We start from the raw sequence: 24,566 nt of genomic DNA on the forward strand, positions 1-24,566 counted from the left end.
GCATCACCCCGCCCTACCAAAAGGGTCAGTCGTGCAGGCCAAGCTCGTTGGCCGTGCGCCAAATCCGCCAGTGATCATGCGGCATGTTGGTGTGCCGGTTGCCGAAGGGGCGGAACGCGTCCTGCACTGCGTTCGAGAAACAGGGCACGCCGCCAACATGCGGGCTTTCACCTACGCCTTTGGCGCCGATGGGATGGTGCGGGCTAGGTGTGACGGTGTAGTCGGTTTCGTAATTTGGCACTTCCCAAGCTGTTGGCAGGAAGAAGTCCATCAGCGTGCCCGTCTTCACATTGCCCATGTCATCATAAGCAATCTCTTGCCCCAGAGCGACGGCGAGTGCTTCTGTCAATCCACCATGCACCTGGCCTTCGATGATCATCGGGTTGATCCGCGTGCCGCAGTCGTCCAGCGCATAGAAGCGGCGGATTTCCGGAACACCCGTGTCGACGTCGATGTCCATTACACAGACATATGCGCCGAACGGATAGGTCATGTTCGGCGGATCGTAGTAGCTGACAGCCTCAAGCCCCGGCTCAATCCCCGGAATGGCTTGGTTGTAGGCTGCAAAGGCGATTTCTTTCATTGTCTTGAACTTTTCAGGCGCGCCTTTCACGACAAACCGGTCGACATCGAATTCCACGTCATTGTCGTGGACCTCGAGCAAATAGGCCGCGATCATCTGCGCCTTGGCGCGGATCTTGCGGCTCGGCCATGGCCGTGGCGGCGCCTGCCACCGGGGTAGAGCGTGACCCGTATGTGCCAAGGCCATAGGGTGCTGTATCGGTGTCGCCTTCCTCAATGGTGATGCTGTCGGCAGGCAAGCCGATCTCAGAGGCGAGGATTTGCGCGAAGGTTGTCGCGTGACCTTGCCCCTGACTGATCGTTCCCAGACGTGCGATCGCTGAGCCGGTCGGGTGGATGCGGATTTCGCAGCTGTCGAACATGCCAAGCCCAAGAATGTCGCAGTTCTTGACTGGGCCAGCGCCGACAATCTCGGTAAAGAAACTTAGGCCAATGCCCATCAGCTTGCGCGTCTTGCCAGCTTTGAAGTCCTCGACCCGCTGGGCCTGTTCGGCCCGCAGCCCGTCGTAGTCGACGGTCTTGAGCGCCTTGTCCCAAGCGGTGTGATAGTCACCGCTGTCGTATTCCCAGCCAAGGGCAGCAGTGTAGGGGAACTGCTCTTTCTTGATGAAGTTGATCCGGCGCAGCTCAGCTGCGTCCATGTTCAACTCGATGGCCAGGACCTCGATCATCCGTTCGATGAAGTAGACTGCCTCGGTCACCCGGAATGAGCATCGATAGCTGACGCCGCCCGGGGCCTTGTTGGTGTAGACGCCGTCGACCTCCAGATAGGCCGTCGGGATGTCGTAGGAGCCGGTGCAGATGTTCATGAAGCCCGCCGGGAACTTGGTGGGATCGGCGCAGGCATCAAAGCCGCCGTGGTCAGCTGTCACATGGCAATGCAGCCCGGTTATCTTGCCGTCCTTGGTGGCAGAGATCTTGCCGGTCATGTGATAGTCGCGGGCAAAGGCGGTGGTCATCAGATTGTCCATCCGGTCTTCGATCCACTTCACGGGCTTGCCCGTGACGATCGACGCCACGACCGAGCAGACATAGCCCGGATAGGCACCAACCTTGTTGCCAAAGCCGCCACCGATATCTGGGCTGATCACGCGGATGTTGTGCTCTTCAATGCCCGAGATCAAAGACACGACCGTCCGGATCGCGTGCGGCGCCTGGAACGTGCCCCACAGGGTCAGCTTGCCGTTGACCTTGTCCATCGACGCCACACAGCCGCAGGTTTCCAACGGGCACGGGTGGGTGCGGTGGTAGTACATGCTTTCGGTCGCGACGACCTCGGCGTCAGCGATGACCTCTTCCGTTGTGCCTTTGTCGCCTGCGTCCCAGGTAAATATGTGGTTGGGGTGCTTGCGCGGTCCGTGCGCGCCATCGGGAATGGAACCGTCTTCGCCAACAAGGTCCTCGCGCAGAACCACATCGGACTTCAATGCCTCGAACGGGTTCACGATGACGGGCAGTTCTTCGTACTCGACCTCGACCGCCTCGATCCCATCTGCGGCGGCATAGCGATCTTCGGCGACGACATACGCGACCTCTTGCCCCTGAAACAGCACCTTGCCATCGGCCAGCACCATCTGCTTGTCGCCAGCAAGCGTCGGCATCCAGTGCAGGCCCAGCGGCTCCAGATCAGCCGCGGTCAGGACAGCCAGCACACCGGGCACTTCCAGCGCAGCGGCGGTATCAATGCTCTTGATGCGCGCATGGGCGTAGGGAGAGCGGACAAAGTCGCCAAACAACATGCCGTCCAGCTTGATGTCATCGACATAGTTGCCCTTGCCTTGGGTAAAGCGCGCATCCTCGACCCGCTTACGCGAGCAGCCCATGCCTTTGAGATTGTCGACACGTTCTTCGCGGGAAATATCGTCCTTCATTCTGCGGCCTCCTTGGCTGCATTCATTTCGGCTGCGGCGGCCTGAATGGATTTCACAATGTTCTGATAACCCGTGCAGCGGCAGATGTTACCGGCCATGCCAAAGCGGATTTCTTCTTCGGTCGGGTTGGGGTTTTCTTCCAGCAGCTTGGTCGCCCTGGTGATCATACCCGGCGTGCAGTAACCGCACTGCAACCCGTGGTGTTCCTTGAACGCCTCTTGCAGCGGATGCAGGTCGTCCGGCCCGCCGATGCCTTCGATAGTGGTCACCTCGGCGCCATCGGCCTGTGCAACGAACATGGTGCAGGATTTCACCGACTTGCCGTTGATGGTGACGGTGCAGGCCCCGCAATGGGACGTTTCGCAGCCGATATGCGGCCCGGTGATGTTCAGCCGTTCGCGCAGGGTGTAGATAAGCAGTTCACGTGGTTCGGCCAGGAATTCTTCGTCTTTACCGTTTACGTTCAGCTTGATGTGCATTTTCTTTGACATGATGTGTTCCTCCTACGCCCGCGACCAGGCGCGCTCGATGGCACGGCGCAATATGACGCCCGCCACGTGGTTCTTGAACGCGACGGGCCCGCGGTTGTCCTCGGTCGGGTCGATATCGTCCAGCATCGCAGCCACTGCCGCGCCGAGGGCAGCGGCATCGACAGATGTTCCCACCAGCGCGGCGCCTGCGTTTTCGGAATAAACCGGCGTGTCGCTGAGGTTCGTCATCGCGATGGAGGCGCTGACGCAATTGCTGCCGTCCCTGACGATCTGCACCGCGGCGGCGGCTGTCGCGTAGTCGCCAATCTTGCGTTTTTGCTTTTCGTAGGCGTAGCCACCTTTGGGCGCGGGGATAGTTACGGCGGTCAGTACTTCTTCATCCTCGCGTGCGGTCATGTAGGCGGCCTCGTAAAACTCCCGCGCGGGGATATCACGCTCGCCATCCGGGCCGACCACGGTGAATACCGCATTCAGGCATTGCATCAGCCCCGGCATGTCATTGCCCGGGTCGCCGTTTGCGACGTTGCCACCGACGGTGCCCATGTAGCGGACCTGGGGATCAGCAATCTGCAAGGCAGCCTCGCGCAGGATCGGAGCTGCATCCGCAAGCTCGCCATGGTCGATGATATCTGCCTGTGTGACCATCGCGCCGATCACAATGCTGTCAGCCCCGACGTCGATATCCGACATGCCGCCGACATCCTGGAGGTCGATCAGGTGCGGGACTTCGGCCATCCGAAGTTTCATCATCGGGATCAAACTGTGCCCACCCGCCATGACGCGCGCATCGTCTCCGTGTTCTTCAAGAACGGCCAGCACGCCTACCATGTCCTGAGGACGGTGATATTCAAATGCCGCTGGAATCATCGGCTCTCCTCCCTAAAGCGAATGTTCAGTGTGGGAGCGAGGTTGCATGCGGCCGCATGCCACATCACCGGAAAATCAATAAAATACAGGTCTTTTGCACGAAATGCGCCTGCTCACGCACCAATTGCGCCGCCTTGCGCCGCAAGCACGTCTTGAACGGCCTTCAGTTTGGAACGGCTGACGGGTGCGGGCGGCAGATCGTCCCCGTCGAAAAGGCAGCGTCCCTTATCCTTGGTTTTTTCGAAGCGCGAGACACGCGCCGGGTTGACCAGGTAGCTGCGATGGGTCTGCAGGAACCCCAACGGCAAGAGCCGTTTGGAGGCCATAGTGATCGGCCAGACACAGAACAGCCGTTCGGTCTCGGTATAGATCTGTGTATAATGCCCATCGGCGCGCACGAACACCAAGTCCCTGGCCCTGACAAAGACCTTGTTGCCATCCGCTTCACAGGGGATCTGGAGATCGGCCTTCAGTTCCGGCGCGGGTTCCGCTTGCTGACCGTCCTCTTCAGATCCGGGTGTGACCAGATATGTCACGCTCACCCAGAGGCACGCCCCGAAGATCACGAAACTGACGAAGATCACACCAAGCGCCAGCGTTTCATTGCTCATGCTAGGACCAAACTCAGCTGCGGTGGACGTCTGCACAAAATTGGTTTCCGCAATCGCCAGAAAATGTGCCGAGCAAACGGCAAACGCAAAGCAGATCGTCCCAACCACGATGTTGCGGTTTGTGCGCTTGCCATAGGCGATCCAGAAAGCAAGAATACACAGCCCGATGGCCACGATGGAAGAAAAGACGACGCCCGATGTCGTATAGACCGCGCGGCACAGTTCCAGACCGGCCATGCCGATATAGTGCATGACCAGGATGCCAGTCCCGACAATGCAACCCGACAACGAAATGATGAATGGTGTGCGGCTGACGAAATGCAACAGGATCAGGGCCGATCCAACAAGCAGGATCGCCGACAGAGCCGACACCAGCGTGATGGCTGCATCATAATAGAACAGGATCGGCAGCTTCAAACCAAGCATGGCTACGAAATGCATTGCCCAGATACCGCCGCCCAAGGCGATGGACGCAAGCGCGATCGACGCTTTTTTCTGGAACATCGGCTTTTCTGCCAAGTCGCGGGTGAGCGAAAGACCAGTGAACCCTGCGACAAGTGCCACGACGCAGGACATTGCGATCAGAAAACTGCTATGGTCGACGGTCATAAACTCCATGCCGAAAAGGATGACCAAGACTCGAGCGATTTGCAATCAGTGCCGTTCGCATGGCCTTCTTTTCTTGCTGTGGAGCGCGATCATCGACAGCCGCAATTCGGAATGACAGATTTTTTTGCGGCTGACACGGCAGGGCTGGAGAAATCTAAATGCAATTTTCCGATAGAAGACATTCGTGCACTATACAGCCTTCCCCATTTTGGGCTCGTTTCTGCCGTTCACCGATTGGGGTAATTCCCGTTGCCCACCCAAACAAAAAAGGGCCCCGCAACTTGCGTTGCGAGGCCCCGTAACATCCAAGCGGATGGATCAGTCGTCGCCCGTTTTCAGAGCTGCGCCCAGGATGTCGCCCAGCGATGCGCCGGAATCCGAGGAGCCATACTGTTCCACTGCTTCTTTTTCTTCCGCGATCTCGCGTGCCTTGATCGACAGGCCCAGACGGCGGGTCTTGCTGTCGACGTTGGTGACGCGAACGTCGATCTTGTCGCTGACCGAGAAACGCTCGGGGCGCTGCTCGGCACGGTCACGCGACAGGTCCGAACGGCGGATGAAGGATTTCATGCCTTCGTATTCCACCTCGATGCCGCCATCTTCGATTGCGGTCACTTCGACAGTCACGATCGAGCCGCGCTTCACGCCGCCAACCGCTTCAGCGAACTTGTCACCGCCCAGGTTTTTGATCGACAGCGAGATACGCTCTTTGTCGACATCAACCTCGGAGACAACCGCCTGAACCACGTCGTTCTTGTGGTAGCTCTGGATCGCATCTTCGCCACGCTCGTCCCACGACAGGTCGGACAGGTGAACCATGCCATCGATGTCGCCGTCGAGGCCGATGAACAGACCAAACTCGGTGATGTTCTTGACTTCGCCTTCGACCTGAGTGCCCTCGGGGTGTGTTTCTGCAAACACTTCCCATGGGTTGCGCATGGTCTGCTTGAGGCCCAGGGAAACGCGACGCTTGGCGCCGTCGATTTCCAGAACCATGACGTCGACTTCCTGGCTGGTCGAAACGATCTTGCCGGGGTGGACGTTTTTCTTGGTCCAGGACATCTCGGACACGTGAACCAGACCTTCAACGCCCGGCTCCAGCTCAACAAATGCACCGTAATCGGTGATGTTGGTGACGCGGCCCTTGTGTACCGATTCCAGCGGGTACTTGGCAGCAACCAGATCCCACGGATCTTCTTGCAGCTGCTTCATACCCAAGGAGATGCGGTGGGTCTCTTTGTTGATCTTGATGACCTGAACCTTGACGGTTTCGCCGATCGTCAGAATCTCGGACGGGTGGTTCACACGGCGCCATGCCATGTCGGTGACGTGCAACAGACCGTCTACGCCGCCCAGATCAACAAACGCACCGTATTCGGTGATGTTCTTGACCACGCCGTCGACTGCCTGACCTTCGGACAGGTTGCCAATGACTTCGGCGCGCTGTTCGGCACGCGATTCTTCCAGGATTGCGCGACGGGACACAACGATGTTGCCACGGCGGCGGTCCATTTTCAGGATCTGGAAGGGCTGCTTGAGACCCATCAGAGGGCCAGCATCGCGCACGGGGCGAACGTCAACCTGCGAACCGGGCAGGAACGCAACTGCGCCACCCAGATCGACGGTGAAGCCACCTTTGACACGACCAAAGATCGCACCTTCGACACGCTGGTCGTCTGCGTATGCTTTTTCCAGGCGATCCCATGCTTCTTCACGGCGGGCCATCTCACGCGAGATAACGGCTTCGCCGCGGGCGTTTTCAGCCGCGCGCAGGTAAACCTCAACTTCGTCGCCGACAGCGATTTCAGGGGCTTCACCGGGGTTTGCGAATTCTTTCAGTTCGACGCGGCCTTCCATTTTGTAGCCGACGTCGATGATGGCTTGGCCTGCTTCGATAGCGATGACCTTGCCTTTGACAACCGAACCCTCTTCGGGGGTGTCCATTTCGAAGCTTTCTTGCAGGAGGGCTTCGAATTCCTCCATGGATGTATCAGCCATGTGGCGTGTGTGTCCTTTACAACGGTTTTTTTCTGGCCGTGCGGTTGTCTCCGCCGGTCTTGGTTAAGCCTGTCCAGAACGTGGACCGGAACACATCTGATCAAACAAACACAAAGGGCCGAGGTGTACCCCAGCCCTGCTCAGACATGTCATCCGGACGTTGACCGCCCTGTTCAGACATCGCGCGTATAGGCAGATTCCCCGTTGTGTGCAAGGGAAAGCTGCGGGAACAGGGCAGAGAACGTCATATTCACAGCCCGTGTGAGGGTTTGTGTAGCTGCTCGTCCGGCAAACTTAGCAGATCGTCCGGATCGCTTGAAACCGTCAGGACAACCCATAAGCTGACGGGATGGATCCGATCAGCGATATTCTTTCGCATCTCGATTTTGCCGGGATGCTGTATTTCTCGACCGAGTTTTCGGGGGATTGGGGCGTGCATGTGCCAGCCTATGAAAACGTGGTGCGCTTTCACCTGGTACTTAGAGGTGAATGTCATGTGCGGGTCGAGGGGGCGGATGCCCCCTGCCATATCCGGCAAGGGGATTTTCTGATGATCCCGCACGGCGCACAGCATGATTTGTTAGCCCATCCTGACGCGCGGGCGCCCGAGTTGGAAACTGTGCTGAGTGATGCGGGGTATGATGGCAAGGGACAGTTGATTTACAAGCTGCGTGATGATGGGGCGCAGACGCGGCTGTTGTGTGGACACTTCTCATTCTCGCCACAGGCGCGGCGCAATCATTTCCTGCAGACCCTGCCGCCTTTGATATTGGCGCGGGAACTACCGCATGAAGCTGCGGCCTGGCTGGCGGCGACCTTGAACCTGCTTGCGACCGAGGCAGATGCCCCTGCCCCCGGCAACGGCATCATCGTGCACCGGATGACCGAAGTATTGTTCGTGCAAGCCCTGCGCCTGTGGATGCAACAGGAAAACCTGCCACAAGGGGTGCTCAAGGCGATGGGGGATCCGATGATTGCGCGGGCGTTGCGCGCCCTGCATGACGATCCCGCCTCACCCTGGACGGTCGAGAGTATCGCACGCAATGCGGGGATGTCGCGCACGGTATTTGCCGACCGATTCCATAACCTGACAGGAACAACGCCGCTTAAATACCTGACCGGCTGGCGGTTGGAAAAGGCGCGCAAGCTGCTGCAATCGGGCGAGCAGTCAGTCGAAGGAGCAGCGTTGAGCGTGGGGTATCAGTCCACGCCCGCCTTTAGTCGTGCGTTCAGCAAATTTTATGGATTTGGCCCTGGGCAGGCTCGTAAACAAGGCGACATAGACGCCCGGACGATTGGATAAGTTTCCCGGACCACCTGAAATTGTTCGTCCCAAGATCCGCGCCCATTCTCAGGTCATCGCAAGACAAACCTGCGACCAACCTGAGAAAGGAAACACTCATGAAAGCTCTTTTGATCGCCGCCCTCGCCGTCACGCCCATGCTGGTCGCCCCGGCCTTTGCCGCCGATGAGGTCAACGTGGCCCCCGGCATCACCGCAGCAGGTGCGCCGTTGGCTTTGCGCGGCAATGACCCTGTTGACCTGGTCAACGGCGGTAAGGTGGTGAAAGGAACGGCGGATTATGCCGCCACCCATGATGGTGCGGCCTATTACTTTGCCAGCGAAGCCAACATGAAGGCGTTTCAAGCAGATCCGGCAAAGTTCGCGCCCGAGCACGGCGGGTTCTGCTCGTATGGCGTCTCGGTCGGTAAGAAATTCGACGGCGATCCGAACCAGTTTCTGGTTCAGAACGGGCGCCTCTTCGTGTTCCTGAACGCGGCCACCCGCGCGGCGTTTCTGGAGGATGCGCAAGCCACCGAAGCCACCGCAGACCAGCAGTGGGATAAGATCGAGCATACAGCCGTCAGCGATCTGTGACCTGGCTCATCCGGCGGCGGGTCTTGTCTCGTCGCCGGGTTCCGGCAAGGTCAGGCCGATCTGGTGGCATCTATCCAGCAATGCGCGGCGACGATCGAGAGAACCGGTGGATCCGCAGAGCAGCTCCATCCGGCGCGGGGACCAGCCAAAATAGCCGAACGTCCCTTTGGTCCACATTGTATCGAGTGCCGATCCATAGCCCTCTTGTTCGATCTCATCCGAACGCGCGCCAGCAGGGATCAACAGGACGCCGGTGCGGGGCTTTTGCAGGGACAATTCGGGATCGTCGAGCTGATCATAAGCCCACCCCCAGCTCCAGACACGATCCACCCAGCCCTTGGTCATCGACGGCATCCCCCACCAGAACAGCGGAAACACCAGACAAATGGCATCGGCCCGGGCAATGCGGTCTTGTTCGGCCCGGACATCTTTTGATATTTCCCCTTCGGCGTCTTGCATGCTCCAAAGCGGGTTGAACCCTTCGGCATGTAAATCGGCCAGCTCGGCTGTGTGCCCGGCATCCTGCGCCCCCTCCATGAACCGCGCGGCGGTGGCGGCGCTGAAGGATTTGGGGTTTGGATGATCAAGAACGGTGAGTACGTGCATTGCGGCCCTCGGGTTGGTGTCTAAAGCGCACTGTGCAAGCTCAACCCACCTTGAGGGCAAGAGAAATATCAGATTTCTACTACGATGCTTTCATAAACCCTGCCCCCCACAAGCGTTCCCGGGATTGCAGCTCAGGTTCACTGTCGCAGTTTTGACTAAGGAATATGGATGTCTTCTTTGAACCCATTCTAACTGATGCTGCGCGAGGCACAAACGGCCCAGACCGAACCTCCGGTGCCGTCCAAGTTTACCCTAGCAGCTTCCCAAAAACCGACATTGCTCGATGGCGCAGCATTTTGGGTTCGCAAGTGACTGCGTTGCGGACGAAGCGGACTTTTGCAGGTGCGGCCATTGCTAGCGCAGCATTTCTTCGCAAGTGCAGCGGCAAGCATATTACGATGTTGCTCATTTCAGGAGAGCGGCCATCGGGAAGGTCAAAATTCTGTACTCCCTGACCACCCTCTTTCTGCGCGCCGGTCAAACAATCAGATCGCAGAATTTACCGCTATCAATACGTGAGATGCAAAGGGCCGCCTTGGTGCGCCAGCCGTCCTTACATTGAGCGAGAGCGTTACTTGCTCGTTTTCTCGTCATAGGCCTCCCGCGCTCCGTCAATCTTGGCGAGGTTATCTAAAGCCCAATTGCCCAATACGTTTACGGGCTCACGAAAAGACTCGCCCATATCGGTGAGATTGTATTCAACCTTTGGCGGGATCGTTGGATGATATGTTCGGTTCACAAGACCGTCGCGCTCCAGCTCTTTCAGCGTCTTGCTGAGCATGCGTTGCGAGATACCGAGGTTGCGTTTGAGTTCATTGAACCGCAGCGTTCCGTATTCCGCCAAAGAGATCACGACAAGCACACTCCACCGATCTCCGATACGGGATAGGACCTCGTTTATGCGCTGGCAATCAGGGCAACGGTCGTCGTCCAGCATGGAGGTTCCCTTTGTGTGACCGAGGGTCAGAAATGTGCCTTCTTGCGGCGTGCTATGGTGTCGAATAGATCGTCAGTTACGAATGTATACCGCGCAAAAAAGGCGCTGACAATAGGACCAGACACATGACAACCAAGCCGCTTAACGACCTTTTGCAATGGCGCTATGCCACCAAGAAGATGGACCCGTCAAAGGCCGTCCCGCAGGAAAAGGTCGATGCGATCATCGAGGCAGTCCGGATGGCCCCGACATCCAGTGGCACGCAGCCGTTTGAGCTAACTGTTGTGACCAATCCGGATGTTCGCAGCAGAATTGCTAAGGCTGCCGGTAGACAGGCACAGATCACAGACGGGTCTCACCTGTTGGTTTTTGCGGCGTGGGACAACTACACAGAAGATCGCATCGACGAAGTTGTTGATCTGAACGTGCAAGCGCGTGGCGATCTGCCGTTGATACATGCTTATTATGACAATCTGAAATCCAACTACGTGCCTCGTGACGCCGAAACGAACTACGCCCACGCCGCGCGCCAAGCCTATATCGCGCTTGGCATCGCGCTGGTCGCCGCGGCCGAGCAAGAAGTCGACAGCACACCAATGGAAGGTTTTGACCCCGATGCGGTGGATACAATTCTAGGCTTGAAAGAGCGCGGCCTGCGGTCAGTTGTTTTGATGCCTTTGGGCTATCGCGATCCGGCTGGCGATTGGTTGCTGCCAATGGATAAAGTCCGCAAATCCCACGACGCCATCGTCACGGAGGTCAACTGATATGGGCATTCTTCGCAAACTTTTCCGCGCGCAACCGCAACCCACAGCCGACGGCGCGTTCAGCCCGTCACCCCTCGCGATCAAGCTGGGCACATCATCCACGACCGATTACGACGGCGGGGCCTACGCGAAACGGTATGAAGGCACCCGCAACCGCGTACTGATGGTTTGCACCGAAGAACGCAACATGACGATGGCCAATGGCAAGAAATTCTCGACCGGAAACCACCCTGTCGAAATGGGCCTACCGATGCTGCATCTGATGAATGCGGGTTTCGAGATTGACGTGGTCACGCCAACGGGCGCGCCAGTCGCAATCGAGGAATGGGCGATGCCAGCGGATGACGCGGATATCCAAAAACTGTACCGCGACTTTGCCGACACCTTTCAGAACCCCGGTAGCCTTGCCGATTTCGCCGCAAACTCCATGACAGACGATGCGCCCTATGCCGCCGTGTTTATTCCCGGTGGTCATGGTGCGATGCTGGGATTGCCCGACAATGCCGACCTCGGGAAAGTCCTTCATTGGGCGCATAATACGGGCCTTCATACCCTCGCGCTGTGTCACGGTCCTGCTGCGTTGTTAGCTGCCAAAAACGACGCAGATTTTTTGTATGACGGCTACAAGATCGCTGTGTTCCCGGACGCAGTGGACAAGCAAACGCCAATGATCGGTTATTTGCCTGGACCGATGCCGTGGTGGGTTTGCCAAAAACTGACAGCACTTGGCGTCGAAATCATCAACAAAAAGGCCGACAATTCGGTCCATGTCGATCGCCGCCTTGTAACCGGCGCAAGCCCACAAGCTGCAAATGGTTTTGGAAGACTGGCGGCGACAACTTTGCTGAAGCGCGCTCAAGCCAACACTTAGGGCGACGCGGCACTTTTATACAGAAAAAGGCGCACATCACGGTTGAGGTGGAGACACTTTCTGTAGTGATTTCCTCTCGGACGTGATGTGTCTTAGTGCAATAGCCTCCAAGCATCCACGCCCACTCGAATTGAAAACGCAGCTCTAAGCGAGCCGGCTTTTCAAGAGGTCACCAGACTTAAGCAAGATGGGGTGGCCTACCATCGAGAACGCCGTGTTGATTTGCTTTAGCGCTCGAAGTGTTTCCTGATGGATGTTGCTCGTCTCGATACTCTCAGACAGCCCCTCGCGCAGGCGGCCGATGTGGTTGCGTTGCAGTTTTTGTTCGACTTTTCGCACTTTCTCCTTGGCTGCGACTAATTCGCGAGCTTCGGCAGGGTTTTGGTTCATCATAACATTCAGGGCGAGCTGCACATTACTTTGAACTCGGTCCGTAAAATCACGGATTTCTTCGCGGCCTTGGGGCGAGAATTGAACGTTTTGCAGATCCAGACGCTTGGCGAGTTCCAGCATGATCCGCGCGATGGCATCAGATGCAGAATCGAGACTGGATGATATCGAGGCAAGTTCCATCGACCGGCTGCTCAGGTCTTCATCCATGCCCTTTTGCCCAAGGCGCGCGAGATAGAGTTTGATCTCCAGATGCGTCTGTTTGACGGCCTTGTCCTGATCCAGAATCAAGCTGGCGGTGGCGGCGTTCCACTGGTCGTAAAGGGGTTCGACCGTGATCAGCATCTGTTCAATCTTTTGGCCCATCCCCAGCAGTTCGCGCGCCGCACAGTCAATGGCACGCCGAGGGCGGACCAGCAGTGCGGGATCAAGGGCGCTGGTGACCTCCAGCCCTCCGAGCCTGTCGGGTCTTTCAGTGATAAAATATGAAACCACAGCAATAATCGGCCCCACAAACGGAAGCGCCACGAGCGCTAGGCCTACGTTAAACGCAAGGTGCAAATTAATAGCTTGCCGAGCGGGCGTCGTACCGAGCCCGGTCAACAGTTCTGGCATCGCAACGATCAGGAGGAGGACCAGTGCAGCACCGCCACCTCGTAGGATCAGATTGGCCATAACCATCCGTCGCGACGCGATCGGTGCAGAATAAGTAAGAACGAATGCGATAAACCCGCCGCCGAGGTTGGCCCCAAGGATCATGGCGGCGGCAGCAGGGGTTGGAAGGATGGATTGCCCTGCCAATGTGACAAACAGCAATACTGCCGCGACGCTCGAATGGACGAACCATGCAAACACAGCGCCAATGATGAAAGCGGTTAGCAGATCGCTGCCCAGATAGGCCATGATGGCCTGCGTGCTGGAGTTGGATATCATCGGTTCGGTGGCATTCCGGATCATATCCAGCGATACAAAGATCAAGGCAAGCCCAATCAAAATTCGGCCAATCTGCCGTGTGTTGCTGCCGTCGCCGCGCAGAAAAACGGTGACCCCGATCACCAGCAGCAAAGGGATCAGAAGGGGCTGACGCACCATCAAAAGCTGCGTCACCACAGCTGATCCGACATCGGCCCCCAATAGGATCGCCAGCCCTGTCGCTGTCGCCAGCCCGCCCTTTGAGACAAAATTGGACACCAGAACGGCAACCGCAGTCGCGCTTTGCAGCAGCACCGCAGCACCCATCCCAGTCCCGGCCGCCAGCAATCGGTTCTTGGCGGAATGACGCAACCAGCTGCGCATGGGGGCGGCAAACCCACGCTCGACGCCGGTGCGCACAAGGCGTACGGCCCAAATCAACAGGGCCGCGGCGCCTGCGATTTGTATCACGATTTGAAGGGCGTGCGGTTCACTCACCGGTCATGCTCTCCTGCTCTTCAGTCAATCTTGAAGGGAAAAGGACCGGCACCGTCATTTGGGCCGATGCGGATCGACTGAAAGCCCCCATCCCATCGGTGCAGCAGACATCCGTCCTCCTGAGTGTGAAACCCAACCGGCGCATCGGGGCGCCTGTCATAGGCAAAGGTGCTGTTGGGCGATGGTGCGGATACTCCGACATGGCCTGCAACGGTCTGGATCATCATGGCATGGATATGTCCGCAGACAATCCGAAGCTCACCTGCATAGCCGCCGACGGCATCTGTGAAATCCTGTTGATTGGTCAAGCCGATGTCATCCATGAACCTGATCCCAGATGGAAAAGGTGGGTGATGCAACGCCAGCAAAACCGGTGCACCATTTGCGTGGACCAATGCGGCACGCAGAAAAGTCAGGGTCGCAGGGGTCAGGGTTCCGTGCTTTTGCCCCTCGACCAATGTGTCCAGACCGATAAGATAAATCTCTCCGATCCTGTGGCCCCAGTTGATGGGGCCCGCGTTGGGGATGTGGTCAGCAAAAGCTGCACGCATCGGCGCGCGTGCATCGTGGTTGCCGGGGATGACATGCAGCGGCACTTCAAGAGGGGCGATCAGTTTTTTGAAGTGGTCATAGCTTTGCGCGCTGCCATCATCGCTGAGATCACCGCTAACAAGGACTGCATCCAGCACCCCGATCTGATGACGGATTGAACCGATCCGGGCGACCAGGCGATCCAGTGCATCTGCAGTGTCAAGCCGACCCGCGACAAGCCCACCAGGTGCCACGATATGCGTGTCGGAGATTTGTAGGATTGTTGTCATTTGATCCCTGCGCGGAGGAAGGCTTGGACGAATTGACGTTGGAAGATCAGAAAAGCGATCAGCAATGGCGCGACAGACATCAGTGTAGCGGCCGAAATGACGCTGATATCAACGCCGTTTTCTGGCGCGCCAAAGATTGACAGACCAACCGTCAGGGGGCGTGTTTCAGGCGAATTGGTGACGATCAATGGCCACAGAAAATTGTTCCAATGGGTTGAAACGGACACCAGCGCGTAGGCCAGATATGTTGGTTTTGCCAAGGGCACATAGACTCGCCAAAGAATGCCCAGCAATCCACAGCCTTCAATCCGCGCGGCCTCGTGCAGCTCAATCGGGACCCCTTTGAAGGCCTGGCGCATAAGGAATATCCCAAACGCGCTGGCCATGTAGGGCATGCCGACGCCAAGGATCGTATCGAACAGCCCAAGCCGCGAGATCATCGCATAGTTTTCCACGATCAGGACTTCGGGCAGGATGAAAAGCTGCATCAGCACCAAAATGAAGACGAAGTCCTTTCCGGGGAACTGCAACTGCGCAAAGGCAAAGCCTGCCAGTGTGGTCAGAAAGAACTGTCCAATCAGGATCACGGTCACCAACATGAAGGTGTTGATAAAATATTTCAGCCATGGCGCTCCCGCCCAAGCGACGCGAAAGTTATCCAAGGTCCAAGGCGAGAACACGTTCAGATTGACCGCATCTGACGTGGAATGTGTCGCGGCCCAAAAGGCGAACAGCAGGGGGAAATCCAGATGATTGCCAAAAGGATCGCGCCAAAGCTGTCCATGAATTTGGTCAAGCTCTTCATTGGTAATGCGTCCTTTTGTCAAGGTAGAGAAACTGCACAGCCGCGACGATCCCCAGCACACCGATGACCATCATCGTCATGGCCGCCGCACTTGGCGCATCAAAGAAGGCAAAGGCCATCTCGTAAATGTAATAGAGGATGAGTTTGGAGGCATCTGACGGCCCCCTTTGGTCAGGATGAACAGATGGTCGATCAGCTTGACCGAGTTGATCATGGCGTTCACAGCAATGAACAGCGTCGTCGGCATCAACAGAGGCAACACGATGCGGCGCGTATAGGTCCAGCGGCTGGCCCCTTCGATATCAGCGGCTTCCTTAAGGTCTGCCGGGATCGTCTGCAGCGCGGCCAGGTAAAAGATCATGAAAAACCCCGCCTCTTTCCAGATGGTCACAATGATGATGGCCCAAAGCGCCGTTTCCGGCTGGCCCAGCCAGTTCACGGACGGCAAGCCGAACAGGCTGCCGATCTGGTCCAGCACCCCAAGGCCGGGGGTATAGAAGAAAAGCCATAGATTTGCAGCAGCGATCATCGGCAGAACGGTTGGCGTGAAATAGGCAGTGCGCACAAAGCCACGGGCGCGGATTTTCCCATTGGCCCAAAGCGCCATCGACAGCGCGATAAAGATCGACACCGGGATTGTGATGCCTGCATAAAGCAGGTTGTTCTTGACCACGATCCAGAAAGTCGGATCGGCAAATAGCTCGGCGTAGTTTTCGGTGCCTACGAATTCGGTGGGTTTGCGGCGGGTGCCGCGGGAAAACAGGCTCGACCAAAGGGTCGCGACCGACGGATAGAACGCAAACAGCGTCAGCAGAACAGCGGCAGGCGACAGCAAGAGCCAGCCATAAATGGCCTGTCTGCGGCGTTCAAGATTGGCGTGGGCTGACATGGCGCGTCTCCGCTGCGTGACAAAAGATGGGCTAAGCACAAAAAGCGCGCCGACCCTAATGGTATCGTTACTGGTAGTCTTTGAGCAGGCGCACAGCGGCGGCTTGTGCCTCGGCCAGCGCTTCAGCTGGTTCTTTCGCTCCGGTCAAAGCTGATTGGATCGCATTGTTCAGACCATCACGCACGCGGGCTGTCTCGAAGGTCGAGAATTCAGCCACAGCGTTTTCCAGCTGGTTGCGCGCCACCAAGGCAGGCGGGAATTCAGCCGTGTAGGCCTTCAATGCATCTGTCTCGTAGGCAGCGGATGACACGCCCATGTAGCCTGTGCCGATGGACCATGCAGCGGCCTGTTCAGGCGACGTCATGAATTGCATCAGCTTGAGTGCTGCGGCGCGTTCTTCGTCTGTTGTGTCTTTGAACAGGTAAAAGTTGCCGCCACCCGTTGGGGAGCCTTTGCGCACATTTGCAGGCAATTCCGCCACACCGAAATCAAAGCTTGCGCCTTTTTTTACCGCAGTCAGGTTGCCGGTTGAATGCCACATCATCGCGGTTTGGCCTTCTAGGAACGCCTGACGTAGTGTGCCCCATTCAACGGTGCCTGTTGGCATGATGCCATGTTCAGCCGAAAGCGATTTCCAGAACTCCAGTGTTTCCACAACAGTTGGGTCGTCGAAATAGGTGGTCAGGCCATCGTTGGACATGACCTCTTTGCCATTCTGGATCGCAAGAGCCTGGAACATCCAATAAGGATATCCGGTGGAGGGGATCATCAGGCCGTAAGTGTCGCCCTGGGTCAGGGTTTTGCCCATCGAGATCATTTCGTCCCAAGTCGTGGGCGGTGCTTCCGGGTCCAGACCTGCGGCGCGGAACAAGTCCTTGTTGTAATAGGCCACGATAGTTGAGCGCTGGAACGGGATGCCCCATGTCTGGCCTTCGATCTTACCATTGGCCATGAGCGCGGGATAGAATCCGTCCAGCCATTCTTTGTCCGCGTCCGTTGTTGCGACCTCCTCGAACGGGATAACCAATTCCTGTTCGATCAGGTCATAGGCATCGATGGAAAACATCACCGCCAATTGGGCAGGCTCTCCAGAGGCAAGTGCGGACAAGGCACGCACGCGCGTGTCATCGTAGTTGCCCGAATAGATCGCGTTCACCTTGATGTCAGGGTTTGCGGCTTCAAAGTCGGCAACTATGCTGTCCACCACTTCGGTCAATGCACCCCCGACAGCAATCGGGTAATACATCGTCAGTTCTGTTTCAGCGCTTGCTGGCGCGGCAAGACCAACGGCCATAGCCGTCGCCAGACCCAATCCTGTTGTCGAAAATAGTTTCATCTCTCTCTCCCATTGTTTTCGTTCATTGTCGTGTCGGCCAGTGGTTTTCACCCCGCCAGTCGTTGGCCCGCAGCGTCGAAGACGTGCAGATTTTCGTCGTGAAAGGTAATGTCGATCACGTTGCCTTCGGCCATCATCGAAAGACCCGGCTTAAGCACGCAGAGCCCCGCAGCGCCCGCGTGATCCAGACCAATCAGTGTCTCCGCGCCCAGAAATTCACTTTCATTGACAGTGCAGCGCATCCGTCCTTCGCCCTTTGGCACAATCTGGATATTCTCGGCTCTGATCCCGATTGTCTTGTCGTCGCCAAACCCGTCTAAAACGGACGACTGCAGCAATGCCATCGGCGGCGCGCCGACAAATTCGGCGACAAAGGTGTTGTTGGGCCTGCTGTACAAGTCCTCGGGCGAACCAACCTGCTGGATATGCCCGTCCTTCATCAGCACAACCGTGTCGGCCATGCTCATCGCTTCTGTCTGGTCGTGGGTCACATAGACGACCGTGATGCCCAGATCTCGTTGCAATTTCTTGATGTCCTTGCGTACGGCGTTGCGCAGCTTGGCATCAAGATTGGACAGCGGTTCATCCATCAGGCACAGGCGTTGCCCCGCCACGATGGCGCGGGCCAGGGCGACACGCTGGCGCTGACCACCCGACAATTCGCCGGGCTTGCGATCTTCAAGACCGAGCAAGCCGGTGATTTCCAAAGCACGGTGCAGCTTTTCCAGCCGCTCTTTCTTTGGAACGCGCCGGACCTTGAGGCCAAACATGACATTTTCGGCAACCGACAGATGCGGAAAAAGCGCGTAGGACTGGAACACCATCGACAGGTTTCGGTCCGATGCAGCACTTGTCGTCACGTCCTTGCCGTCGATCAGAATCTTACCCTCGTCGGGCAATTCCAGCCCCGCCAACAGGCGCAGCGTGGTAGACTTCCCGCACCCGGACGGGCCCAGAAGTGCGGTGAAGCTGCCCTCGGGAATATCCAGCTTGATGCCTTCAACGCCCAATTGGCCGTTCCAGCGCTTTGCCACGCCGTCGAGCTTCACAAACGGTGTTGTTGTCATGTTGCATGTCCTTCAGCCACAAGCAGGCGATCTTTGATATTGTCCAGCAAAGGCGCAAACTGCGCCCCCGGCCGTCGGTCGATGATGATCCGGTCCATGTCCGCAATATTGCCGCCCAATGCAGGGGCTTGCCGCCCGAATTTTGACCCGTCGATGACCAGAAGAGATTGTTTGGCATTCTCACAAATCTTTTGTGTCGCGCTTACTTCGGTTGTGTGAAATTCCAGCAACCCGCCGTCTTCCGCGATCCCGGCAGCACCAAACACAGCAAAATCCGCTCGGAAACGCCCAAAAAAGTCCAGGACTTCATTGCCCAGAATGTCACGATCCGGCAAACGCACCTCACCACCGGGCAGGATGATCCGGTTCGAGACTTCCTCGCTCAGCGCCATCGCGGCACTCAGGTTGTTCGTGATGACGGTCAGTCCCTTCCGGCGTCGTAATGCCTGCGCAACGCTCAGCGGCGTCGAGCCGATGGAAACGAACAAGGTGGAACCGTCAGGGATCAGCTCTGCAGTGGCCTCGCCGATAGCGCGCTTACCCATCAGGTTCGTGCCAGCACGTTGATCGAAGGGTGTATTGAGAAATTCTTCGCTCAGTTCGATGCGGCCATGGACGCGGTGCAGCATGTCGCCCTCACATAGGGTATCCACATCGCGCCGGATCGTCTGCATGGAAACATCAAACCGGTCAGCAAGTGAACCAACGGTCACAGCACCCTGTTCAAGAACCAAAGCCGAGATCGCCTCGCGCCGTCTTTGTTTTTTTGATGACATCCCACCCCCACGGCCTTGCGTCTCTCGCAACGTTAATCCGCAAAAAGCAACAAAACAACATTTTATTCCACGATTCGGCCTACGCACTCGAATATGTTGGCCGAAAAATTATGAAAATAGGGGTTCATGCTGTCAGTAGCTCTCAAATAAATGTTGTTTTGTTGTTTTGCCTTTCGCTTATGGAATTTTTCTTTAAGGTAATCCCCAAGTGGGCGATCAGAAGACGAAATGGGGAAGCATGCTGACAACGCAGTCGATTTTTGATCGTTACGAGGAAGTGCGGGCACGGTTTCCGAACGTCATCGCCCGCGAAGCCTCGCTTGGGATCACGTCATTGCTGGACATTGCCGATCAGGTCGATGCCTTTGTTTTTGACGCGTTTGGCGTATTGAACGTGGGCGAAACGATGATCCCCGGTGCAGATATGCGGCTGGATCAGCTGCGGGCAAGGGGCTGCGCCATCCGCATCCTTACCAATGCCGCCAGCTACGACCGAGAGGGTGCAATCGCCAAATTCAAACGTCTGGGATTGCGTGTCGAGGACGACGAAATCATCACAAGCCGGGAAGCCGCCCTTCAAAACCTGGGCGAAGGTCACTGGGGTGTTATCGCCGCCGACACGGATCAGCTGAACGACCTGCCCGGCAACGTGACGCGCCTGAAAGACAACGCCGACGACTATGACACAGTCAAACAATTCCTGTTTCTGTCGACAGCTGACTGGACCACCTCGCGTCAAGATTTGTTGGTGTCAGCGATGCAGCAGCGCCCGCGAAAAGTATTGATCGCAAACGCAGATCTGGCGGCGCCTCGCGACAACGGATTTTCCATTGAACCAGGGCACTATGGCCACCAAATCGCCGACCAATTCCCAGGTTATGTACATTTCTTCGGAAAGCCTTTCCCAGAAGTTTATGATCTGATCGAGGCGTCACTGGCATCGCTGACCCCTGAGCGGATTGCCATGTGCGGCGATACTCTACATACGGATATTCTGGGTGCCGCGGCGCGTGGGTGGCGCACTGTACTGGTCACGCAAGATGGCTTGTTCGCGGGCTACGATACGCAGCCATTTTCAAAGCAAGCGCACCTTTTTGCAGATTGGCGCCTCAGCCGAATCTGATCGAGTGGAGTTCAAGATATTTGTGAGTTGAAGATTGGGTTTGTTGATGAGTTCTCGCCTCTCCAGACGGGCAATGGCAGCAGAGAGATTCATCATGGTCAATTTCAAACCGTCTTCTGCCAAAGTCGCAAAACGAAAATTAACCTCTGGCGTAACTAAGCAGAGGTTGGTTTGGTCCGCATATTCGCCTTGAGTGTATTGTTCTTACTGCGGCTCGCATGAATGACTGGTTTTTCTGCCGCTCCGCGGCGTAGAAATTTGCGGATTTGCAGCAATATTCGTGCTGCGAGCACATGCGACGGGAATACCGAAATCACACAATGGGCTCTCTGCGGATCTCGGAGGCAGCGCGGCGTAGGCTAGTCGCTAGGGCGCCGAGTTCGCCACGGACGGCCCGAACCAGGCATTCGTGCAAGTAGAGTGCCATGTCAGCGTCGAGCCCATTGCCGACATTGGCCATCAAAGTCCCATGTGGTCTGGCTCTACCAAGACCCTCATATTTGGCCTTATAGTCATTTCTGGATCGACGTGCGCAATTAGCTCTGGCTCAGAGTTCTGCGTTTACACGACGATGATAACTCGACAACAAACCCCACATACATTGTTGAAGTTCACTCTTTTGCCATTACTGATCTAGCGCTTCCAAAATTCTCTCATCGCGCCCATAGATATCCTCTCTAAAGTGCACGATGCCTTCTTCCACCCAAGCCGTCCAATAGGTGAGCAGAACAGGCATTGGTTTAGGCAGGTCAATCCGAACCGTTTTTCCGCTGTCCAAGATAGATTGCATGCGCTCTGTGCTCCAATCTGGATCTCCCTCCATCAACAGCCCGGCAAGTTCGAACGGGTATTCTAACCTAACGCAGCCCGAACTGAGGTTGCGTTCGTTTCGGTCAAACAAGGACCGGTCGTTCGTGTCATGCAGATAGACGGCATACTTATTGGGAAACATGAACTTCACCAACCCAAGAGCATTGTCTGGGCCTGGTTTCTGAACCAACGTAACTGCCGGATTGTCGGCCCCCCAATTTACAGAACTGGCAGGGATAACATCACCATTTCGATTGCGAACGATATAGTTGTTTCGCCCCAGATACCCGGGATCCTTACGAATGCGGGTTAGCTTGTCTTTGCGGAAAATCGAGGTTGGCACAGTCCATGTTGGATTGAACTCCATATACTGTATTTCATCCCGAAACACCGGCGTTTTTCGGTATTGAGACCCGGTGATGGATCTGGTCGTCCATACCGATCCATCCTCTTTGGCGAGATAGGTTCTTGCCCCTGCAATATTGACCAGAACATATTCCGACTCTTCATCCCGGAACAACCAGCGAGCCCTCTCAAGACTGAGGCGGATCTGGTCTACACGTTCTTCAACCGTGCGGTTTAGAGACACGTAGGTTCTGGGCCCAATGACCCCATCGGCCTCTAGGCCGTGACGCGCCTGAAAGGCTTTGACATCGTTCACCAACCGGTCGTCATAGAGTTCTGCTGGATCGCTGCCGCCCTCGACCGATGGCGGGATCTGACCTTCATTCAGAGCGGCTTCTGCTGCCAGACGATTTCTTAGAATGGACACCGCAGGGTCCGACATCCCAGGCTTCAGTACTGTTGCACTTGGCACTTGAGGCCAGCCCCCATTCGATGCAAATGTGCGATACGTGGCCAATGCATCAACCAGGCTCTGAAACTGCGGGTTTTCTAGGTCGATCAGCGCCATAAGGGCTGCAAAGCCCTCTCCATCCAGATACCGAGCGATGATCTGAACCGGGTCTCCTTGAAGGGTGGGTCGCGCAAAGTTCCAGTCTTTGTCAAGTTCGCCTGGATTGACCTTCCCAAAGACTGAATAGTCGAGCAGCTTGAGAGCAGCATCTGTGGCCAGAACATCGAAGGTTGCCTTCTCCGAAGCACCGCCAGACTGTGCTCTTTCAAATTGCTCCAGCAATTCCGGCAAGCGGAAATCCGACGGTGAAAACCCATGGGCGACGCCCTGGTCTATCTGACGAAGCAGTTCGTTGACTGAGGAATCTTGCTTCCAGATTGCCCGGTAATCCCGCGTATCGTAGAGCTTCGGCAGATGTTCAGCGGAGGCAAGGCTGCTGTCTTGTGAAGGGCTTTCTTCTTTCACTGGGCCAACGATGTCTCGAATGTGATCTGTGACATCGTCGGCTTGACCCACAGAGGGAACGGTTATCATCCCAAGTATAAACAGTGTCAATCTCACCTTAGTCATGAGCAGAGAGGGTTGGCTGGCTTTCACTTTTTGCATGCTTACGTCGAGCTCCGGTTTCCACGCTCATAATTCATAGCTCGAAATGGCAAAAAGCGTAACGACTCTGTCGAATTAAACAGCAGAGCAGTTCTTGGCCGATTTGACGAAGGTTGTTCCGGCCCATTGCGGTCACTCGTCGGCGGTCTTGATTGCTGCGGTGCGGCCCGCCGAACTTGCCATTCGCCACGGCTGCAAATTCGAGCAGGCGACGAACTGGAAGTCTGCGGACATTGTTAACTTTCGCTGCTGTACGCGCCAACATCTGCTTCCAATTCGGCAACACGAATTACTCGATTTCTACAATCTTAGTCACGGAATTCCCTTATGCTCCAAATTTTTTCAACGTGGGTTACATCGACGGGAAACGCTTCGCTGCACAGGCGATTCAACCTATGCAGCGGTCCAGTTAGCTCGCAGAGGCAAGCGATTTCCTGGGGTCGTAGAACGGGATCGACACGACAGTGCACATACGCGTTTCACTCAACTTATCTACCTGTAGGGCCGTGCCTGATGCTGCGTGGTCGATGCTTATCATTGCAAGTGCGATGTTCTTTTCCAGTCTCGGGGAATAGATCGCCGACGTGACCGTGCCGACCTTCACGACCTCTTTCAGGACGGGCCAGAAGAAGTCATTGGACCCGACAAAGGGATCGCCATCAATTTCCAGACCGACAAGCTGTTGCGACACGCCCTGTTCCTTGATCATGGTTAAGGCCGCCTTGCTGACAAAGTCAGACTCCATGTCCAGATCGACAAGACGCCCCATACCCAGCTCAAAGGGGTTGTTCGCAAGGGTCATATCCGCGTGGTAGGACAACATGCCCGCCTCGATCCGGCGAATGCTTGATGTGTGGCCGGGCTTGAGACCCAAAGGCCCACCTACGGCCATCAGATGTTCCCAAAGCCTGTCACCTTGTGAGCCGTCGCGCAGGAAAATCTCGTAACCAAGTTCGCTTGACCATCCGGTGCGTGAAATAATCAATGGCACGCCGTCCCAGTCAAATTCCATGAACCGGTAGTATTTGAGTTCTGTCGGAGCATCGCCAAAGGCTGCGCGTAGGACGTCGCGGGATTTGGGGCCTTGCAGCTGCAACGGTGACACGTCGGGTTCGGAAATGTCCACATCCATACCGGAATTCACCGCAATGCCGCGCGCCCAAAGCAGCACATCACTGTCCGCAATGGACAACCAAAAATGATCCTCGGCCAGTTTCAAAAGGATCGGATCGTTGATGATCCCGCCGTCCTGATCCGTGATCAGCACATATTTGCATTGTCCAACCTGGCATTTGGACAGGTCACGGCAGCTAAGAAACTGGGTGAATTTCGCCGCATCCGGGCCCTTTATCTCGACCTGACGCTCGACAGAGACGTCGCACAGGATCGCTTCATTGACCAGGTTCCAGAAATTCTGCCCCGGATCGCCAAAATCGCGGGGGATATACATGTGGTTGTAGACGGAGAATCCCTTGGCCCCCCACCGCAGGGCGGCCTCGGAATAGGGGGATTTTCGCACCTGCGTGCCAAAGCTGAATTGGGCAAAGTTAAGTTCGTGGGACATGACGTGTATCCAGTTTCATGTGATG

The 24,566-nt window shown here is 56.5% G+C and carries 18 protein-coding genes and 3 pseudogenes; 5 read left to right on the forward strand and 16 right to left on the reverse strand.

The window, feature by feature from the left end; all coding sequences use genetic code 11:
- Positions 1 to 25: 25 nt before the first annotated feature.
- The 5 genes and pseudogenes from ACZ1HE_RS18555 to rpsA all read right to left on the reverse strand — a co-directional run bounded on the left by ACZ1HE_RS18555 (position 26) and on the right by rpsA (position 7,029).
- A pseudogene (locus tag ACZ1HE_RS18555) lies at positions 26 to 2,453 on the reverse strand (aerobic carbon-monoxide dehydrogenase large subunit).
- Positions 2,450 to 2,944 (reverse strand): (2Fe-2S)-binding protein, encoded by a 495-nt coding sequence (locus ACZ1HE_RS18560; RefSeq protein WP_058281632.1) that lies wholly within the window; start codon positions 2,942 to 2,944, stop codon positions 2,450 to 2,452. Before ACZ1HE_RS18560 ends, ACZ1HE_RS18555 begins: the two are co-directional and overlap by 4 nt.
- 12 nt (positions 2,945 to 2,956) lie before the next feature.
- A complete protein-coding gene (locus tag ACZ1HE_RS18565) occupies positions 2,957 to 3,811 on the reverse strand; it encodes an FAD binding domain-containing protein (protein ID WP_472623202.1) in 855 nt (284 codons plus the stop codon).
- A 113-nt stretch (positions 3,812 to 3,924) separates the two neighbouring features.
- Positions 3,925 to 5,040 (reverse strand): MHYT domain-containing protein, encoded by a 1,116-nt coding sequence (locus ACZ1HE_RS18570; protein WP_472623204.1) that lies wholly within the window; start codon positions 5,038 to 5,040, stop codon positions 3,925 to 3,927.
- 309 nt (positions 5,041 to 5,349) lie between these two features.
- Complete coding sequence (gene rpsA, locus ACZ1HE_RS18575) at positions 5,350 to 7,029, reverse strand: 30S ribosomal protein S1 (protein ID WP_472623206.1); 1,680 nt, start codon at positions 7,027 to 7,029, stop codon at positions 5,350 to 5,352.
- Positions 7,030 to 7,378: 349 nt separating this feature from the next.
- Between rpsA and ACZ1HE_RS18580 the strand changes: the two genes are divergently transcribed.
- Together ACZ1HE_RS18580 and ACZ1HE_RS18585 are read left to right on the forward strand one after the other, a co-directional pair.
- On the forward strand, positions 7,379 to 8,332 hold the full coding sequence (locus ACZ1HE_RS18580; protein WP_472623208.1) for an AraC family transcriptional regulator: 954 nt from the start codon (positions 7,379 to 7,381) through the stop codon (positions 8,330 to 8,332).
- A 98-nt stretch (positions 8,333 to 8,430) separates the two neighbouring features.
- Entirely contained in the window at positions 8,431 to 8,907 is a 477-nt protein-coding gene (locus ACZ1HE_RS18585) for a YHS domain-containing (seleno)protein (RefSeq protein ID WP_472623210.1), read from the forward strand.
- 6 nt (positions 8,908 to 8,913) lie between these two features.
- On the opposite strand, the gene ACZ1HE_RS18590 is transcribed toward ACZ1HE_RS18585, so the two are convergent.
- Together ACZ1HE_RS18590 and ACZ1HE_RS18595 are read right to left on the reverse strand one after the other, a co-directional pair.
- Entirely contained in the window at positions 8,914 to 9,513 is a 600-nt protein-coding gene (locus ACZ1HE_RS18590; RefSeq protein WP_472623212.1) for an NAD(P)H-dependent oxidoreductase, read from the reverse strand.
- A gap of 571 nt (positions 9,514 to 10,084) precedes the next feature.
- Positions 10,085 to 10,450: a winged helix-turn-helix transcriptional regulator gene (locus ACZ1HE_RS18595; protein WP_472623214.1), complete on the reverse strand. Its 366-nt coding sequence runs from the start codon at positions 10,448 to 10,450 to the stop codon at positions 10,085 to 10,087.
- A 125-nt stretch (positions 10,451 to 10,575) separates the two neighbouring features.
- Here ACZ1HE_RS18595 and ACZ1HE_RS18600 point away from each other — a divergent pair, with 125 nt between their 5' ends.
- Both ACZ1HE_RS18600 and hchA read left to right on the forward strand, forming a co-directional pair.
- Positions 10,576 to 11,217, forward strand: a complete 642-nt coding sequence (locus tag ACZ1HE_RS18600; RefSeq protein ID WP_472623216.1) for an NAD(P)H-dependent oxidoreductase — start codon at positions 10,576 to 10,578, stop codon at positions 11,215 to 11,217.
- Between the two features lies 1 nt (position 11,218).
- A complete protein-coding gene (hchA, locus tag ACZ1HE_RS18605; RefSeq protein ID WP_472623218.1) occupies positions 11,219 to 12,088 on the forward strand; it encodes a glyoxalase III HchA in 870 nt (289 codons plus the stop codon).
- Positions 12,089 to 12,232: 144 nt separating this feature from the next.
- Here the strand turns inward: hchA and ACZ1HE_RS18610 are convergent, their stop codons facing one another.
- The 7 genes and pseudogenes from ACZ1HE_RS18610 to ACZ1HE_RS18640 all read right to left on the reverse strand — a co-directional run bounded on the left by ACZ1HE_RS18610 (position 12,233) and on the right by ACZ1HE_RS18640 (position 19,582).
- Entirely contained in the window at positions 12,233 to 13,888 is a 1,656-nt protein-coding gene (locus tag ACZ1HE_RS18610; protein WP_472623220.1) for a Na/Pi cotransporter family protein, read from the reverse strand.
- A 20-nt stretch (positions 13,889 to 13,908) separates the two neighbouring features.
- Positions 13,909 to 14,709, reverse strand: coding sequence for a phosphodiesterase (locus ACZ1HE_RS18615; RefSeq protein WP_472623222.1), 801 nt, complete (start codon positions 14,707 to 14,709; stop codon positions 13,909 to 13,911).
- Positions 14,706 to 15,514 (reverse strand): annotated as a pseudogene (locus ACZ1HE_RS18620) (carbohydrate ABC transporter permease). Before ACZ1HE_RS18620 ends, ACZ1HE_RS18615 begins: the two are co-directional and overlap by 4 nt.
- Positions 15,511 to 16,403: pseudogene (locus ACZ1HE_RS18625) on the reverse strand (carbohydrate ABC transporter permease). Before ACZ1HE_RS18625 ends, ACZ1HE_RS18620 begins: the two co-directional pseudogenes overlap by 4 nt.
- A 67-nt stretch (positions 16,404 to 16,470) precedes the next feature.
- Positions 16,471 to 17,739, reverse strand: coding sequence for an ABC transporter substrate-binding protein (locus ACZ1HE_RS18630; RefSeq protein WP_472623224.1), 1,269 nt, complete (start codon positions 17,737 to 17,739; stop codon positions 16,471 to 16,473).
- A gap of 47 nt (positions 17,740 to 17,786) precedes the next feature.
- Positions 17,787 to 18,806, reverse strand: a complete 1,020-nt coding sequence (locus tag ACZ1HE_RS18635) for an ABC transporter ATP-binding protein (protein ID WP_472623226.1) — start codon at positions 18,804 to 18,806, stop codon at positions 17,787 to 17,789.
- Positions 18,803 to 19,582, reverse strand: coding sequence for a DeoR/GlpR family DNA-binding transcription regulator (locus tag ACZ1HE_RS18640; RefSeq protein ID WP_108790962.1), 780 nt, complete (start codon positions 19,580 to 19,582; stop codon positions 18,803 to 18,805). Before ACZ1HE_RS18640 ends, ACZ1HE_RS18635 begins: the two co-directional genes overlap by 4 nt.
- Before the next feature lie 238 nt (positions 19,583 to 19,820).
- Between ACZ1HE_RS18640 and ACZ1HE_RS18645 the strand changes: the two genes are divergently transcribed.
- On the forward strand, positions 19,821 to 20,705 hold the full coding sequence (locus tag ACZ1HE_RS18645) for an HAD-IIA family hydrolase (protein WP_472623228.1): 885 nt from the start codon (positions 19,821 to 19,823) through the stop codon (positions 20,703 to 20,705).
- Between the two features lie 625 nt (positions 20,706 to 21,330).
- Here ACZ1HE_RS18645 and ACZ1HE_RS18650 read toward each other — a convergent pair.
- Both ACZ1HE_RS18650 and ACZ1HE_RS18655 read right to left on the reverse strand, forming a co-directional pair.
- A complete protein-coding gene (locus tag ACZ1HE_RS18650; RefSeq protein WP_472623230.1) occupies positions 21,331 to 22,905 on the reverse strand; it encodes a L,D-transpeptidase family protein in 1,575 nt (524 codons plus the stop codon).
- A gap of 481 nt (positions 22,906 to 23,386) precedes the next feature.
- A complete protein-coding gene (locus ACZ1HE_RS18655; RefSeq protein WP_472623232.1) occupies positions 23,387 to 24,541 on the reverse strand; it encodes a glycine cleavage T C-terminal barrel domain-containing protein in 1,155 nt (384 codons plus the stop codon).
- Positions 24,542 to 24,566: the final 25 nt, after the last annotated feature.

This window comes from Falsiruegeria sp. JB4-1, assembly GCF_055693495.1.